Below are 17,489 nucleotides of genomic sequence, written 5' to 3'. Positions count from 1 at the left end.
CACTTAAACACATACAATAATGTGAGATATCTCATACTTTTTCACTCTAGGAGGAAAAAATGAAATTTTTAGATGAGCCTATGCGTAGCTATTACATTGAAAAATATCCAATACAGTCCTTATTTTCTTTTCCAATTATCTCTTATATTCAAGTTTGTCAATTTGAACGTGGTGAATTTATTTTAAAGGAAGATTCCAATCCGGAGTACATATACTATCTCGTAGAAGGAAAGGCAAAGCTCTATGTGACACATTCTAACGGAAAAGTTTCCCTAATCAATTTTTTAGAGGCTCCTATTTTTATAGGAGAAGTTGAATTATTAAATTCTGAGAGGTATTCAAAAGGAATACAAACCGCTACTCAAACAACCTGTTTTGCTATCCCTATTCATTTATGTAAAGACAACCTTTTAAAAGATGCCACTTTCCTTCGATACTTGTGCATCTTTATCAGTGAAAAGATGACGATGATTTCGACGAAATACACGCAAAGTCAAGCATTTCCACTAGAAAGTCGTCTTGCAGAATTTATACTTTTATCCGCAGATTATGACTTTTATAAAGAAAAGCACACAGAGGTATGCGAATACTTGGGTGTTTCTTATCGTCATTTACTACACGTTCTTTCTCAATTTTGTAAAGCTAACATTATTGAGAAAGATTCACGTGGTTATATTATTCGAGATAAGGAACGATTGCAAGAACTAGCGAAGGGAGTTTAAAGAAAGACTAAATAAATTTGTACAAAAAATATCCCGAACCATTTATACTGATTCGGGACTTTTGTAAATCACTATTCTTTCTTAATATTTATTGGGATATTTAATACCGAATTGTTGTAAACGACTCAAAAATTGCTCTTCTTTTAATGGCCTATCATAATAATAGCCCTGCACTAGAGAACAACTATGTTCTATTAAGTAATCCCTTTGGGTCACAGTCTCTACACCCTCAGCTATTACGTCTATTTCAAGGTTTTTTGCAAGTACGATTATAGCCTGAAGGATGGCTTCTCCTTTTGTGCTTTCTCCAATACAATTTATAAAAAATTTATCAATTTTTATTTTAGATATTGGTAAATTACTGATATAAGAGAGATTTGAATACCCTACTCCAAAGTCATCAATTGCTATACGTATACCAGCCTTTTGTATATCATACATATGATTATTAATTACAGCAGAAGAAAAAATTTGTACATTTTCTGTAATCTCAATTTCTAATTTCCCTTGTGGAATTGAGTGTTTTTCTAACTGATATAAGAGAAATGATACAAACGAAGGTTCACTGAGTAAAGTTGAAGAGACATTGAATGACATGACCCCTGAAAATCCAGTCATCTTTTTCCATTTATTATACATGGACAATGAACTATCAATTATATGCTCAGTAAGAAATCTAATTTGACCAGTTTCTTCTGCTACAGAGATAAACTCCTCCGGTGAAATTGGTCCTAATTCAGGATGATTCCATCTCGACAATACTTCAATTCCTATAATTTCATTTTTTATACTATCTACCTGCGGTTGAAAAACAGTATAATATGCATCCGATTTAATTGCTTCTTTTAAGCTTTCTTCAATAAAAAGACGTCTATTCAAAGTATCAGACATTACACTTTCATAACGTTTCCATTGATCTCCTTTCATTTTTTTCGCTTCATACATAGCAGTATCGGCAGCCGTTATTAATGAATCTACACTATTCCCATTATAGGGGAATACACTAATACCCAAACTTGCAGATATAGTCACAGGTGGTAATGAAAAGTTATTAAAAGGTTTTTCTATTACAGATAAGATCTGGTATGCGTCACTTTCTACTTGAAAATCATCCACATATTCGGTACAAAGGATAAACTCATCTCCACCAAATCTAGAAAGAAAATACTTGTTTGAAAGGTCATTTCTTAGCCGTTTTGAAATTTCTAACAAAAAACAGTCTCCCATATCATGCCCATATGCATCATTAACAAGTTTAAAATTATTTAAATCTAGAAAGAATATAGCAAATGGTGTTCCATATGAAATTCTCATCTCTAATTTCTTATATAAAAGCAATCTATTAGGAATTTCTGTTAAAAAATCATGATGAGCGGTATCCCATAATTTATCATCTTTTGCTTTTTTTTCATTAATGTTATTGAAATAAACCGATATTCCACCACTTTCTAATGGATAAGCATGTACTTCAAACCATGTCTCTAGTGGTTCAAAATATTCTTCAAAACGTGTTTTTATACGGTTATGCATTGTTATAGAATAATTTTCATCGAAAGGGGTATTTATTGCTTGGGGGAACATGTCCCAAATATCCTTTCCTAATAATTCTTTTTTAGAAAGGAATAATAGTCTTTCAGCCTCTTTATTTATATAAGTAAATCTCCAGTTTTCATCTAGGGCAAAAAATGCATCCGTCATACTCTCCAACACATCATTTACTTCTAAACGTTCATTTTCTTCATTGCTAATGTTTCTATAGACAATCGTTGCCCCTTTTATATATCCCTTTTCAAATAACGGGCTCACTATCATAGACAACCATCTTTTTTCTTTTTGAGAAGGGAATGTATAAGTTGTTTGAAAGAAAGGAACATCTCCATTCAGTACTTGAATAATTCCATCGTATGCTTCGACAGAGTTAGAATTTGACAAAATTCTTAAGAAATTGGTTCCAATCTCAGGTATTTCGTGATTCCCTTCCATCTCCTCACAAAATTTCTTCCATGATTTGTTAATATTAATAATCACTCCGTCTAATTTTATTACCGCTACTTGATCTATTAGGGAATCTATTATTTCTTCATACATTCCTCTCACCCCATTTCATTGAGTACATTTTCTTGCGAACTATTTATATAATTGTAAATTTCCTTCTTCATCTAAATATGCAGCTATATTTGCAGTTCCTTGTCTAAAAGTATGTGTACGTCTTCCTACTTGAATAAATGTATCAACGTGAGCATAATTAATGTAAATTTTTCCTTTCGATGGAACGAGAATAGTTGTTTTTCCACCATTTTCAGATCCGACCTCATCCAGAATAATCTTATTTCCAGCGCTTAAATGTCCACCCCGACAAACTCCTTTAACAATGATGTTATGATCAGCACGCAAAGTACAGTGATATACACCCTGTCCTACAATATTAATATCTCCACTAGAATAAAGAGTGGAATTAATACCATATGGCAACTCTATCGCTACTTTTGGTTCAGGCGGAAATAAATTTGTTTCATACATTTCCTTCATCCAATTAACGAGTTCCTCTAAATTCTGTATCTGGATATTTTGATCTTTTGAAATTGTTATAAAATGTTTCTTCAAAGTATCTGCAAGTAGTTTCCAATCTTCATCTAATCCATCTTCATTATCTTCTATTGTCTTATAAAACTTATTTACCAACTCACTAAAGTCACCGTATTTTTTTTCTAATAATAATTTTATTAGATAGGAAAGCTTAATAGATTCTTCTTTAGGATTTTTTTGACGACGAACCAACAATATTTGATTGATAGCTACTAAAATATGATTTAAATATGTCAATAGCTCTGACAAAATTTGTGTGAGTGTAGCTATAACATGATTGACTTTACCAACCGACAATTCAGATGAAAAAACATTTTGGTCTATTCTCATTGAATGAATAGATTGAACAACCGCTCTATTAATAGTTCCCATGATATAAACTCTTCCTTCTGCCTCAACTTCCATTGAGTCTAACACATTACCTAATATTCGGAGATCACCTGAGAAACGAATATTCCCACTTTCCAAATTTACATCCCCATTGTGTACATGCTCTTTTATGACATCTATTTTAACTAATTTCCCTCTCGATTCAATATGTGGTCTTCCAGCTGAAAGAGCTACTAACTGATTACCTTTCTGCCCAACATTTTTTCCTGTTTTAATCGCAATATCAAAGACTGGTTTTGCTGGAACTATTCGATTAAATAAATCTTTCCCTGGTCTTCCAGGTACAGAAGCTAATATTTTAGCAATTATTTGTCCACTTTCTACGGACAGAATTGATTGACCTTCTCTATAATCAATTTTTTCTTGCTCATCTATACTCTCAAAATCAGCTTCATTTTCATTCCAGTCGTCTATTAATATCTCGATATCTCCATCCAAGCCTTCTATTGGAGAAACGCCTTTCGCTATAATGGCTTCTCCCTCTGCATTATTTAACATCTCATTAATAACAGGAAAAATAATTCCACTTTCAATGTTTAATGATTCTAATCTATTCATGATATCTTCTAATTTTATATCGAGAAAGTAAGATTCTATTTCCTTTGCACGAATAATGAGATGTTCTTGAGGAGTATTATCTTCCAATACCCTCCTAATTTTTTTCCCTTTTTTTATTGAGAGAGTAGCCATCATATTATTATCTTTTATTTCAATCCAAAAGCTACATGGAATTACTTCATTCTCTAATAACACCTTAACAATATCTTGGCTTGTCACGAGTTGTGGTTTTAATAACCTTTCCCCATTTACTAAAACTTTTACATTTTGATCAGCTTCGATTATTGGTAACCGATGTTCATTTTCTTGTACAAACACTTTATTGTTTACAATCCATGCACCAAATTGCAGTTCATTATCTTCTATTACGGATTCTTGCAACATCTGAGGTTTTGTTTTTTCCCACACTTCCTCTTCTATATGAGAATCAAAAACTTCTTCTATAAGTTCCTCGAAAACATCGTCATTTATCGCCAAAGATGTTTTCACTTCTTTGTATTTCTTATTTATTGAGTCTACCATGATTTCTTTTCTAGTAATGCTAACTTCAGCCGGACGTTTTCTCAAACCAAATAGACTTTTAGAAGGAGGTTTTATCACTTGGACGTTAATATCCTCAATTGAGCACTGCAAAATATTAAGTGCAGTTTGGACAGCGTCCTCTATAGTTTCTGCTTTAATAGTAATCGAATTTTGCACCATTTTCTTACCCCCTTTCGTATAATTATTAATTTCTCGTATAATAGCAAAGAATATTACTATTTTATTAATCAAAATAGGTATTTCATAAGACTAAAGACTAAATAAATTTTTATTTATAATAACATAAAATTCCTTATAATCCGACAAATTATTTGACCATCTCCATAATGTTAGATTAAAAATTATTATTTATATCGAAATATTATTATATTTTTTTCGAAATAATCTGTTGTTCAACATAAAAACCTTCCTTGTAAAAGGAAGGTTTTGGATATCTTATTTTGTTTGTATAGAAAAAATCATGATATTTATTGTTATCTCTTCTCCACTATATGTTTAATCGGTTGATCCAATTCTTTTAGATTCCTTTTCAAAAACTCCGGATACACATTTAAATCAATAAGATCTTCAAAGCTTTTCCAATAATACGTATGTATTTTTCCCTCTTCATTCACTGAAAATTCGTTCCCTCTAACATAGAATTCTTCGTCTTGTAATTCTAACAAATAGAAAAAACAAATTTCATGAAACTTCTCTTTCAATGTCGCTTCCTCGAAAAAGTTTTCATTTACCCATAACATACGCTTAATATTCACTTCTAGTGAAAGCTCTTCTTTTATTTCTCTTCTTATTGCATCTTCACTTTTTTCATGCAATTTTACCCTTCCGCCAGGCACATAATAATAGGGTTGATTTTCATCGTTCATGATTAGTAATTTTTCATCATGAACGATTAATCCTGCCACGCGATAATTAAATCTACCTTCAGCTGTTTTAAATGAACTATCCATATTGTTATTTACTCCCATCCTTTGCAAACATCGACCCATTCTTGTGCTTTTGCATATGTATATAATTCTTCACAAGTAAGTTCTATTGCACTATTGCTACTACCACAAGCAGGGTAAACAGTTTCAAATCGTTTCAATGATTCATCTACATATACAAGCACATGATCTGGAATACCAAAAGGACAAACTCCACCAACAGCATGTCCCACATTCTCCAATACTTCATCCGGGGACAACATTTTAGCCTTAACACCAAATGTACTTTTAAACTTTGCATTATCGATTTTTGTATCTCCTGCTGCTACTACAAGGATACTATTATCCTCCTTCTTGAAGGAAAGTGTTTTCGCAATACGCGCTGGCTCTACATCTAGAGCTTGGGCAGCAAGTTCTACAGTTGCACTCGACGCTTCATACTCCTGTATCTTATCAACTATTCCTAGTTTAGAAAAATAATCTCTTACTAATTCAATTGCCATGACATACACCTCTAATTGATCTTTTGATTAATCATAACAGGTATTCATACATATAAGCGCGTGTTATTTCTAACAAAACATTTTGATCCTATCCACGATAATCTCCATTTATACCATATTAAATTTCAACATTCGTAGAATGAATATCGTATTTATAACAAGTTACTGCCTCTACTTGCTCAAATCCTTCTTGCACGTATAAGGCTTTTGCATGGTTATTATCTGCGTTTACACAAAGGATTGTTCTTTTATAATTTTTTTCTTTCGCAAAGTGTAAGGAAGCCCTTAGCAGAACTCTACCTAATCCTTGCCCTTGATATTCGGGTATAATAGCAATTGGTCCTATATTCATAATTGGTGCATTTTCGTATTCATCAACTGTTCCTCGAATAACCCCCACAGCCTTGTCCCCATGATATAAAATCATGGCTCCTCCCTCAATATGGTCATCATCTGACATCATTTTCTTTACCATCCCAGGTGTGATAGGAGTCTCACTTCCTTTAAGTTTCGCAAAGCTCGGGTTTCTAACTGCACACCAAGTCTCTTCATTTCCAGGTTGAAGCTTTTTTATCTCATATCCATTTGGTAAATGGAATTTCGGTACTTCCCTATCCTCTCTCACAAGAACAAAAGTGTATCTTTCGATATTGAACTTTAATCCTTCCATAACTTCCGATAACTTCCTGTTTTCAAATGGTACAAACAAGAAAACCTTCTCTAGCTCTTTTGTATGCAACATGATTGCTTTCATAAGCAAAGTATAAACCTCGAAGCTTTCGATTTCAGTGTGAAATATTCGAAACCGTGCCTTATTCCCACTTCTATGATATTCATCCATTATTAACGAAACAGCACCTACAATACCATCTTGTTCATTCATAACAATATAAGTTGGATTTTCTTCTGTCGGCTCGAAGCTTTGTAAATCTTCTTCATATAAAAATGAATCATCCAACTCCGCTCGGTGTTTCTTGCAATACTTTATAAAGTCATTAACTCGATTATTTTTTAATTCTTCAATTCTCATCAATATCCCACTAACACGTTTTTGGTGCTATTAAATTTGTATGTCTCTTAGGAAACAGTATATACAAAATCGGTAACTATTGAATAGCTTATATTAAATGGAAGGTAATAGAAGGGAGGTTGCTAATTTGTATCAGAGAAGGAATAGGAATCGTCGATTTTGTTTGTTTCCAGGATACAACTGGTGTGGACCTGGTTGTAGTGGGGCTGGTGCACCTATAAATGCTGTGGATGCAGCATGCATGGCACATGATAAATGTTATAGTAGAGGCATTAATCCTTGTGAATGCGATCATGAATTTCTCCGTAATCTCCATCCTCTTATTAACCCTTATACGCAAGAAGGAAGACATGCTCGAATACTCTATAATTATATGAAATTACAAACAGTATTCACTTGTTTTAAAATTTAACAAGTCAAAAACTCTAGATTCCAGGTTCTTATTAGCACAAATAGGACCTGGAATCTAAAGTGAAAAATTGGTCATATAATTTTCCAATTATTTTACGATGCCTGCTCTCAAATTTGTAATACCAAATTCCAAATAAGCTTTTAAACAGGTCAGCACATAAACCCAACCTTCTTTATTATCCACCAATGTATGAATAATCTCATCTTCATTTTCATTAAATCCTTCTTCATTAACCTCTATAATCGTACTCAATTCATCTACTTCTTTCATGGAAATAGTTACAGTGTTTTCCTCAAGCTCTCCCCATTTGAATACAATCTTCTTATTGATGTCGATTTCGGTTACTTTAATATTTACTTCTGCGTTATATTCATCGTATCTTAATGTGATCCTCTTTCCTTGCTCCCATCTTTCTGAGCTCGATGACCACCAAAAGTTCCCGATTCTCAAAGGATCCACAAAAGCTTCAAATACCTCACTTGCAGGTTTTAATATTCTAAATTTTGTAAGTATGTTCATATTACTACAACTCCTTTTTTATTGTTTATTACTTCAAGAATAGACTTTTATCTTATAAAAAAGAGTCCATTTTATAAGAAATAATAAGAACTATGATTTATTCAATTGCTCATAACAGCTATTTTAAGGGATATATTTTTTTCTAATTTCACAATCATATCTTCTATCATTACTTCATGTGTTCCTAACATTCCTTCTAAATAATAGATAAATTTCTTTTCAAGTACAAATCAACTTAAAAAGGTGTCATGGAATTCTCCACGACACCTAAATTTATTAAAAAGTAATACGGAACGCTTTTACGACAATTCCATCATTAGTTGGTTCAAAATCAAATTGTGGCAAACGCTCAAACCCAAGATGACCATATAATTTTATAGCATTCTCCATAAAATCAGCGGTATGTAGTCCCATAGCAGAGAACCCTTTAGCTTTAGACCGTTGAATACATTCGTTAATCAATGCTGTTGCCACACCTTTTCCTCGAGCTTGTGGTGAGATGGCTAGCATTCTTAGTTCTGGATAATCAAGTTCGTCTTCCAGTAAACCTTCATAAGCTTTTATTTCAGGAGAAAATAAAGCAACGCTTCCTACTATTACTCCATCAATCTCTGCTACCATTCGTTCTACGCCGGGCTGAATGTTTCCATCTGATAGGATGGATTGTTTTAAAACTTTCCAATGTTCTTCCGGAATTTTAGGAGCATGCTCGGTATATGCGTCTAATCGTTGTTCTCGGATAAAAGATAATTCATCCTCTATTGCATTACGTATAATCACTATTTCCCCATCTCCTTAATTACTTGTATGAACAAGAAATTTTTCTTCTTTTCCACTTAAAGATTCTCGATTATGTGCAGAATTGAAGTTTGAAACATCCGGTCCTTTTGGTAATATGTTTAGACTTTTTTGATCATCACTCGCAATATGGTTTGATAAATGGTAATGGATTTTAATTGCTTCAAAATTAGTTGTATCTCCAAAACCAGGCGTTTGGAACAAATCTCGTAAATAACCCCATAGATTTGGAAAATCAACAATACGATTTCTATTTGCCTTAAAAGCTGAATAATACGCTACGTCAAACCGTGCTAATGTTGCATATAGTCGAACGTCTGAATCCGTAATATAGTCCCCAAACAAGAAGCGTTGCGTCGATAAACGTTGCTCTAATTCATCTAAACGATTAAATAATACGTCATATGCTTCTTCATATGCTTCTTGTGAACGAGCAAATCCACATTTATAGACACCATTATTAACATCATGAAAAATGACATCATTTAATGCATCAATTTCCTCGCGTAAATTTTGTGGATATAGATCAGGCGCATTTTCTTTATGAAATGGTGCCCATGCAGTTTCTAAATGATTTGTTAATCTAAAGTAATCGTTATTCACTACTTTTTGTTCTTTTACATCAATGATAACTGGTACAGTTGGTCTTCCTGCGTATTCTGGATCTGTTTTTTTATACATTTCGCTTATATATTGAATACCTAAAACAGGATCTACACCATTTTCATCTAAAGAAAATTCCCAGTCTACACGGCCGATATTCGGACGCATTGGACTAGCAGTACCCAAACTGATAGCATCTTCTAAACCCAGCACGCTTCGTACGATCACTGAACGATGCGCCCATGGACAGACAGCAGCCCATAAAAGACGATAACGTCCTTCTTCAACAGGTAGTTCACCTGGTTGATTTCCAAATGGCGTATCAAATTGATTTCTTTGACGAACAAATTTTCCTGTTTTATCAACTTCTACTGGTACTTCCTTCTTTGTTCTTTCCAATTTTCATCATCCTTTTCCAGTCAAAGTTTGTGTCAAATATATAAAACATAGTTATCAACTTTGTTTAGTTAATTTTATTAATTAGTTATCTTGAAGTCAAGATAAAAATAGTTTAATTACATTCTTGATTTAATGTCACAACTTAATTAGCTTCCTCGTCTTAATTTATGAAAACATAATAGGAGGTTATCATCGTATGGCTCAAAAATGGGACGTTGTAATTGTTGGTGGTGGATTGGCAGGGTATGTGGCAGCAAACTATTTGGCTAAAAAGGATTTGTCTATTTTAATAGTTGAAAAAGGTAAAAAGGTCGGCGGAAGGGCTAGGACAGATAAGATTAATCAACATTATTTTAATCTCGGCCCACATGCCCTATATAAAAAAGGAAAAGCGGCTCCTATTCTCGAAGAATTAGATATCAAACTGAACGGGAAATCACCTATATTAGGAGGTACTTTAATAGAAAATAAAATGGAGTACACTGCTCCTTTTAATCCTTTGGGACTTTTAACGACACGATTATTGAACTGGAGAGAAAAAGTGGAATGGGTAGCTATATTAATGAATATAAATAGCTTGGATACAGAAAAGTTAGCAGAGCAAACATTTCAACAATGGGTCATGCAAGTTACGATATCTAAAAAAGTCCAGACTTTATTATATACACTCGGCAGACTCACCACGTATTGCCATGCCCCTGAAATGGTTAGCGCAAAGATAATTGTATCTCATATGAAGATTGGAATGGGTGGAGTACTTTATTTGGATTACGGTTGGCAAATGGTAATAGACCAACTGCATAATAAAGCGGTCATCTCTGGTATTCAAGTTCAATCAAACACTGTTGTAAAGCAAATTATCAAACTTCAACAGGAACATTTTAAATTGGTTCTATCTAATGATGAGGAAATTTCCAGTAAGTATGTGCTGAATACCACAAGCCCTCAGGAGCTTAATAAAATGTTAGGTGAACAATCGAGTATTTCGCAGCGTGACTTTTTTGCCAAAATAACACCTGTAAAAGGAGCTACACTTGATGTTGCATTAACAAAGCTTCCTAATCCAAAAAAATTGTTTGCCATGGGTATAACTGACCCCTTATATTACTCAGTACATTCAAATTATGCCAGACTCTCTGAAGATAGAGAAAATACAGTTTTACATGTTTATAAATACCATCACCCGAATGATCAAATAGATGGTAAAGAAGTAAAAAAGGAGTTGGAACAATTTTTAGAAAAGATGCAGCCAGAATGGAAAAAATACGAGATTACTAGTCGTTTTATGCCTAATATTACAGTTAACCAGCGTCTACCTCAATTAGGAGATGAGCAAAAATTGGCCTGTGCTAATATAGAAATCCCTGGATTATTTTTAGCAGGTGACTGGGTTTCTCCTTATTCTGTTTTGTCAGAAGGAGCAGTAAGCAGTGGAAAGCAAGCAGCGAAAGAAATAATACAACTACTCGAGCAGAGGTGATAAAGTGCAGATTAGTAATGAAGATTATCAACTATTTAGACCACTGTTATTTACAATAGGCTATCGTATGCTAGGTTCCATTGGGGATGCAGAGGATATTGTGCAAGAAACTTTTTTAAAAGCATATCAAATGGATGAACAAGAGATTAATAATATGAAAGCGTATCTCTGTAAAATGATGACAAATCGTTGCCTTGATTACTTAAAGTCAGCACGTTATAAACGAGAGAATTACGTAGGACCTTGGAATCCTGAGCCACTATTGTTAGAGAAATCTAATGATCTAGATCCAGCTGATGTTGTTCTTCAAGCAGAAGGATTAAGCATTGCTTATTTAAGGATGATGGAACATTTAACACCAGACGAACGGGCAGTACTTCTATTAAGAGAGGTATTGGATTTCTCATACATGGAGATTGCTAGCATGATTGAAAAAAATGAAGATAACTGTAGGAAAATATATAGCAGATCTAAGCATAAAATTGCACGCATAGATAGTGAAAGTTTGAACTATGAAAACAATAAGTCGATTATCAATCGGTTTATCCAAGCTTTTGAAATGAAAAATACAAATGTCTTGTTAGAATTAGTATCCGAGAATGTAACACTATATTCTGATGGAGGAGGAAAAGTTAATGCTGCTATTCGTCCAATAACATCCCTTCCAAACGTTTTGGCATTATTATACGGTATAGTGAAAAAAGCTCCTAAGGATTTTTATTTTGAAATAAGAAATGTCAACGGTCAGCCAGCAATGGTGAATTACATGAATGGCTCTCTTCAAAGTATTATTAGTTTTTATATTAGTGATGAAAAAATAAAGGAAGTTTACATTATGATGAACCCTGATAAGTTACCTAAACTTTAGATACTATTAAAAGTAAGACTGTCCCCTGTACAGATGAAAAAAGGGGCAGTCTCTTATTTTAAATAAATATTATTTTTCTTTTTTCTACTTACTTTGTTTCCTTCCATAATTTCTCCTTCCAAAACCATTTATTTTAGTATAGCATTGCTAGATTAAACTTAAAAAGCATCCACACAATAGGGTGAATGCTTAATTTAACGAAGGTTTATAATTCTGCTAATCCTTTGAAAAGCTCTACAGCCGTTTCAATTATATCATCACGGAAATCATATTCATACGTATGTAGATGTGGATAATCTTCACCGTTCCCTATATAGCACATAGCACCTTTTGTTAGCTTTAAGTAATGGCCGTAATCCTCAGAGCCACGGAATGCTTTTGTCATTTCCACTACCTCAAAACCCTTATTCTTTGCAACTTTACGAATTTTATCAGAGCTTTCTTTGTCGTTTACAGTTTCAGGGAAAGAATCCGCAAAGGAAAAACTAACTTTCAAGCCGTATTCTGCTGCTTGAGCATTAGAAAGATCCTCTAGGTTTTTCTGAAGCTTATCTAGTTCTTCTTCATGAAGAGCACGAATAGTTAACAGCAAATCACCCTTACTTGCAGACATACCGAAAGCTCTTTCGCCTATATCCACTTGTACAACTGTGCAAAGTACAATCCCTTCATTATTCTCTGGTGAGATGAACTCAGGAATCGCATCAATAACTTTAGCAATAGCAAAAGCTGGGTTTGCTCCATTCTCCGGTTGGCTAGCATGTGCTGGTGCACCTTCCATATGGATCGTCATCCCTTTGGAAGCACAGTGTGCAGTCCCATCAATTACATTTACGGAGTTAAAAGCCATGCCACTCATATTATGATAAGCAAAAATTTCTTCGATATTATGTTCCTCGATAAATGAAGCGCATTGAGCAGCACCGTCCCCGGTTTCCTCCGCATGTTGGAAAAGGATGAAAATATTTTTGTCTGCACACTTTTGGTCAATTTCTAATGCAAATCCGGCAAGACTAGCAGAGTGGCCATCATGCCCGCATTTATGAGAAATGCCTGGAGACTGAGAAGCATGTGGAATGTCAATTACTTCCGGCATAGGAAGAGCATCAAAATCTGCACGGTATGCAATATTCTTTTTGCCTTCCCCTGCACGATATACCGCATAGAACCACTTTTCTTTGTCTACTATTTCTAATTGTGTATGCGTTTTTAAAAAATCTATTAAATGTTGTTTTGTCCAAACCTCATGATTTGAAAGTTCAGGATGCTTATGTAGCTCATGTCGTAATTGGATTGCTAATTCTAGATTTTTCTTTTCCAAAGCTTTTCTCTCCCTTAACTCATTTTTTTTTGATAAGTCGTAAGTGTATCTTATTAAAATATTCCTATATTTATAGTAGGCTTCATCGTCAGAATGATGCTTATTTCTAAAAAGCGCATTTGGCTAATTAGACAACTTTTTATTATTTATGCTATATGACTATTGTTCCGTGATACCTTTGAAAAGCTCTACTGCTGTTTCAATGATGTCATCTCGGAAGTCGTACTTAGATGTATGGACATGAGGATAGTCTTCTCCATTTCCGATGTAGCATATTGCACCCTTAGTTAACTTTAAATAATGACCAAAGTCTTCTGAGGCACGAAATGCTTCTTTCATTTCAACTAATTGAAACCCTTTATCTTCACATACTTTACGAATTTTATCTGAACTCCCTTTGTCATTTACAGTTTCAGGAAATTCATCATTATAAGAGAAGCTTACCTGAATACCGAATTTTTCTGCTTGATCCTTAGCAAGATCTTCTAAATTTTTCTGAAGTTTATCTAATTCCTCTTCGTATAATGCTCGGATCGTTAAAAGTAACTCTCCCTTACTCGCAGACATACCGAATGCTCTTTCACCGATATTTACTTGAACAACTGTACAAAGTACGATTCCCTCGTTATTCTCTGGGGAGATAAAATCAGGGATTGCATCAATTATTTTAGCAATGGCAAAGGAAGGATTTACTCCATCCTCCGGTTGACTTGCATGTGCAGGAGAACCAACCATGTGAATTGTCATTCCCTTTGATGCGCACTGAGCCGTTCCGTCAATTACGTTTACCGAATTGTAAGCCACACCACTCATATTATGATAGGCGAAGATTTCATCTATATTATTTTCTTTAATAAAAGTAGCACACTGAATAGCGCCATCTCCTGTTTCCTCCGCGTGTTGGAAAAGGAAAAAGATGTTTTTGTCTGCACCCTTTTGGTCGATTTCCAGAGCAAATGCAGCGAGGCTTGCTGAGTGACCGTCATGACCGCACTTGTGAGAAACTCCAAAGAATTGGGAAGCATGTGGAATATCAATTACTTCAGGCATAGGTAGTGCATCAAAGTCAGCACGGAAAGCTATATTCTTTTTGTCTTCACCGGCACGATAAATAGCATAGAACCATTGGCCGTTGTCGACTATTTCTAATTTTGTATGCGTTTTCAAGAAATCGATTAAATGTTGTTTCGTCCAGACCTCTTGATTCGAGAGTTCAGGATGCTGATGCAACTCATGTCGTAGTTGAATTGCCAATTCAAGATTTTTCTTTTCCAATGTATATCTCTCCCTTTTAAAATCGAAATTATACAATATAATAGTTTCACTATTTTAAGTATAGTAGTATATATTGAAAAACAGTAGATTCGATAATTTTTACTAGTAAAAAAAATTTTACCTTCTTTGTATATACGTCATCCAAAAACTAAAAAAACACCCACACGATGTGTAGGTGTTAGACTGTAGACAAACTCAATTTTGGGTGCATAGAGTTGTATATTAAATTCGGCAAGGGCCACCACTTCGCTTTCCGTGGGCTTGGCTTCAGCCTCCTCGTCACTTCGTTCCTGCGGGGTCTTCTGCTCAAGCTGTTCCCACAGGAGTCTTCGTGATGGTCCTTGCCTTATAAACAATTCCTTATAGGTATCTACTATCTTTACTATTAATTGGATAAAGCAACCTCTTTAATTTCTTATTATTCATAACCGTTTATAAAAATACTTTTGTCGTCAATCTGACACCTACACGATGTGTAGAGATTTTAACTTTTCAACAACGTTTCTTATCATTTGCAATTTTGACTCTTCTTATTACATTTTCCATATCATATATGAGAAATGAAAGGATGAAAACAACACTTTTAAATTTCATCATATTATGTAATATAACTAAAAAATATGGAGGTGATTTTACTGATTCATACAGTAAAGCCAGGAGAAACACTAACTCAAATATCTAGAGACTATCGTACACCGTTATCCACAATCATAAGAGCTAATCCTTCAATAGATCCAAATGTACTATATATTGGTCAATCCATTGTTATACCAGGTTTTCCAGACCCTAATACACTCCCCTATAAATTGGAAGTTTCCATTAACAATCGTTGGCTTCGTTTACTATTGGATGGTGTTTTACAAAAACAGTATCCTATCGCAGTTGGGAGAATGTTATTCGCTACTCCAGTAGGAAATTTTATCATTATTAACAAAGCACCTAATCCAGGAGGACCATTCGGTACTATGTGGATGAGTTTATCGAAAGAACACTATGGGATTCATGGAACTAATAATCCAAGTTCCATTGGTCAAGCAGTATCACGTGGTTGTATCCGCATGAACAATAAGGATGTGGAGGAATTAGCACGCCTAGTCCCAATAGGAACTCCGGTTTTTATACACCCATAACATCAAGAGTGACTACCAAAAAGTCTTTGAAACTGACTTTTATAGGTAGTCACTTCTCTTCTTTTGTCCTTATCGTACATCATCAAGTGATTTCACAACTGTGTGAGCAATTGGTTTCCATTCAACATGCTTAAACAATGCTACGACAGAAATTGGTATATAGGTAAACATGAAAATTGGAAAAGTAATTGTAAAAGCGATTTTTTTCCAGGCAGAACAATGGATTTTTCTCCACTCTGATAATGTTGTCATTAAGCCCAGAACAAAAAGGATTCCATAATACCAAACAAAAGATTCTATTATGGCCGTAGTTGCTCCTTGCATAATCCCTTTCCCCTCAAATATTCCCATAAAGATGCCCAAGTATAGTAAACCATTCACCATAATGCTGATACTAGAAACAAGCATGGCCGGCATGATCATCATCGTCATATCAAAGCATGAAAATCTGTTACCCTTACCTCGGAATATATTTTCAATTAAGTCCTTTCCATATTTAGAAAATACCTGATAAAAACCTTTTGCCCAACGTAATCGTTGATTCCAGGATTGAGCAAAAGTGACTGGTTGCTCGTCATAAAACACAGCGTTTCTACAATAACCAATCTTTTCACCTTTAATAATTTGAGAAACTGAAAACTCGATGTCTTCCGTTAGGAGATGATGTATCCAACCTCCATTGTCTCTGAATACATCTGCATGTACTAAAAATCCTGTTCCAGATACCGCACAACTAGAGTTAAGGGCCATTCTAGGAAGGTTGAGATATTCAGCTTCATGCAGGAACCAAAGTGCATATCCTGCTGAAATCCAATTCTGATCATAGTTCTTAGAATTTCTATAACTAGTGATCACCCTGTATCCTTTATTGAATGTCTTGTTCATCTCCGTTATATAATTCTCGTCCAAGAGATTGTCTGCATCAAACACGAAATATCCATCATACTTATTGGAGGAGTAGTCACTTCCAATGATTCTAAGCATATAGTCGAGCGCGTATCCCTTGCCAATCTGAATCTTATTGAAACGCTCTCTAACTATAGCTCCCGCCTTCTCCGCAACCTTAGCAGTATTATCGGAACAGTTATCTGCCACAACGAAAATATCAATCATTTCTTTGGGATAATTTTGATTTTTTATACTTTTGATCAGTTGTCCAATAACGAGTTCTTCATTTCGAGCTGGGATAATAACTGCAAATTTATGGTGATGAGCATTCTGTATTTCAGTGTACTTTTTCTGCTTGGCTTTAAATGTGATAAACATATAAACAAATTGGTAGGAATACATTAATGCAAATAATAGGAACATAAGTGAATTAAAATCATTCATAAAAGTTAGTAAAGTTGAGTCCAAACGGATACCTCCACAATTTCTTCATTTTATTTTCTTCATTCTTCAAGTTGGGTATACAATGCAGAATAAT

Annotated in this window: 16 protein-coding genes; 5 read left to right on the top strand and 11 right to left on the bottom strand. The window is 34.3% G+C overall.

Translation table 11 applies throughout. The features are described 5' to 3' along the window. Nucleotides 1–59 precede the first annotated feature (59 nt). Nucleotides 60–722 (top strand): transcriptional regulator YeiL, encoded by a 663-nt coding sequence (gene yeiL / locus PGC35_RS14645; RefSeq protein ID WP_375219700.1) that lies wholly within the window; start codon nt 60–62, stop codon nt 720–722. Between the two features lie 81 nt (nt 723–803). Here the strand turns inward: yeiL and PGC35_RS14640 are convergent, their stop codons facing one another. The 5 genes from PGC35_RS14640 to PGC35_RS14620 all read right to left on the bottom strand — a co-directional run bounded on the left by PGC35_RS14640 (nt 804) and on the right by PGC35_RS14620 (nt 7,258). Further along, nucleotides 804–2,810, bottom strand: a complete 2,007-nt coding sequence (locus tag PGC35_RS14640) for an EAL domain-containing protein (protein ID WP_375219699.1) — start codon at nt 2,808–2,810, stop codon at nt 804–806. A gap of 39 nt (nt 2,811–2,849) precedes the next feature. Beyond that, entirely contained in the window at nt 2,850–4,958 is a 2,109-nt protein-coding gene (locus PGC35_RS14635) for a flagellar assembly protein A (protein WP_375219698.1), read from the bottom strand. A 314-nt stretch (nt 4,959–5,272) separates the two neighbouring features. Then, complete coding sequence (locus tag PGC35_RS14630; RefSeq protein WP_375219697.1) at nt 5,273–5,749, bottom strand: NUDIX hydrolase; 477 nt, start codon at nt 5,747–5,749, stop codon at nt 5,273–5,275. An 8-nt stretch (nt 5,750–5,757) separates the two neighbouring features. Further along, nucleotides 5,758–6,228 carry a YbaK/EbsC family protein gene (locus tag PGC35_RS14625; protein WP_375219696.1) on the bottom strand — a complete coding sequence of 157 codons (471 nt, stop codon included), beginning with the start codon at nt 6,226–6,228 and terminating at the stop codon, nt 5,758–5,760. 118 nt (nt 6,229–6,346) lie between these two features. Next, on the bottom strand, nt 6,347–7,258 hold the full coding sequence (locus PGC35_RS14620; protein ID WP_375219695.1) for a GNAT family N-acetyltransferase: 912 nt from the start codon (nt 7,256–7,258) through the stop codon (nt 6,347–6,349). 127 nt (nt 7,259–7,385) lie between these two features. Between PGC35_RS14620 and PGC35_RS14615 the strand changes: the two genes are divergently transcribed. Beyond that, nucleotides 7,386–7,670, top strand: coding sequence for a phospholipase (locus PGC35_RS14615; RefSeq protein ID WP_375219694.1), 285 nt, complete (start codon nt 7,386–7,388; stop codon nt 7,668–7,670). A gap of 87 nt (nt 7,671–7,757) precedes the next feature. On the opposite strand, the gene PGC35_RS14610 is transcribed toward PGC35_RS14615, so the two are convergent. From PGC35_RS14610 to PGC35_RS14600, 3 genes are all read right to left on the bottom strand, one after another. Continuing rightward, on the bottom strand, nt 7,758–8,189 hold the full coding sequence (locus tag PGC35_RS14610; RefSeq protein WP_375219693.1) for an SRPBCC domain-containing protein: 432 nt from the start codon (nt 8,187–8,189) through the stop codon (nt 7,758–7,760). Between the two features lie 276 nt (nt 8,190–8,465). Next, nucleotides 8,466–8,969 (bottom strand): GNAT family N-acetyltransferase, encoded by a 504-nt coding sequence (locus PGC35_RS14605; RefSeq protein WP_375219692.1) that lies wholly within the window; start codon nt 8,967–8,969, stop codon nt 8,466–8,468. 15 nt (nt 8,970–8,984) lie between these two features. After that, nucleotides 8,985–9,989, bottom strand: a complete 1,005-nt coding sequence (locus PGC35_RS14600) for a glutathione S-transferase family protein (RefSeq protein ID WP_375219691.1) — start codon at nt 9,987–9,989, stop codon at nt 8,985–8,987. Nucleotides 9,990–10,185: 196 nt separating this feature from the next. Here PGC35_RS14600 and PGC35_RS14595 point away from each other — a divergent pair, with 196 nt between their 5' ends. Beyond that, nucleotides 10,186–11,469, top strand: coding sequence for a phytoene desaturase family protein (locus tag PGC35_RS14595; RefSeq protein WP_375219690.1), 1,284 nt, complete (start codon nt 10,186–10,188; stop codon nt 11,467–11,469). A gap of 4 nt (nt 11,470–11,473) precedes the next feature. Beyond that, nucleotides 11,474–12,337 (top strand): RNA polymerase sigma-70 factor, encoded by an 864-nt coding sequence (locus PGC35_RS14590; protein WP_375219689.1) that lies wholly within the window; start codon nt 11,474–11,476, stop codon nt 12,335–12,337. Between the two features lie 205 nt (nt 12,338–12,542). Here PGC35_RS14590 and PGC35_RS14585 read toward each other — a convergent pair whose 3' ends face one another. Next, nucleotides 12,543–13,658, bottom strand: coding sequence for a M20 metallopeptidase family protein (locus PGC35_RS14585; RefSeq protein WP_375219688.1), 1,116 nt, complete (start codon nt 13,656–13,658; stop codon nt 12,543–12,545). A gap of 159 nt (nt 13,659–13,817) precedes the next feature. After that, nucleotides 13,818–14,933 (bottom strand): M20 metallopeptidase family protein, encoded by a 1,116-nt coding sequence (locus PGC35_RS14580; protein WP_056833123.1) that lies wholly within the window; start codon nt 14,931–14,933, stop codon nt 13,818–13,820. Nucleotides 14,934–15,568: 635 nt separating this feature from the next. On the opposite strand from PGC35_RS14580, the gene PGC35_RS14575 reads away from it, so the two are divergent. Beyond that, nucleotides 15,569–16,063 carry a L,D-transpeptidase family protein gene (locus PGC35_RS14575; RefSeq protein WP_053592317.1) on the top strand — a complete coding sequence of 165 codons (495 nt, stop codon included), beginning with the start codon at nt 15,569–15,571 and terminating at the stop codon, nt 16,061–16,063. 69 nt (nt 16,064–16,132) lie between these two features. On the opposite strand, the gene PGC35_RS14570 is transcribed toward PGC35_RS14575, so the two are convergent. Beyond that, nucleotides 16,133–17,419 (bottom strand): glycosyltransferase family 2 protein, encoded by a 1,287-nt coding sequence (locus tag PGC35_RS14570; protein WP_375219687.1) that lies wholly within the window; start codon nt 17,417–17,419, stop codon nt 16,133–16,135. Nucleotides 17,420–17,489: the final 70 nt, after the last annotated feature.

The organism is Psychrobacillus sp. PGGUH221 (genome assembly GCF_042055255.1).
In the GTDB taxonomy this organism is placed as follows: domain Bacteria; phylum Bacillota; class Bacilli; order Bacillales_A; family Planococcaceae; genus Psychrobacillus.
This window is presented reverse-complemented; position numbering and strand designations above follow the sequence as displayed.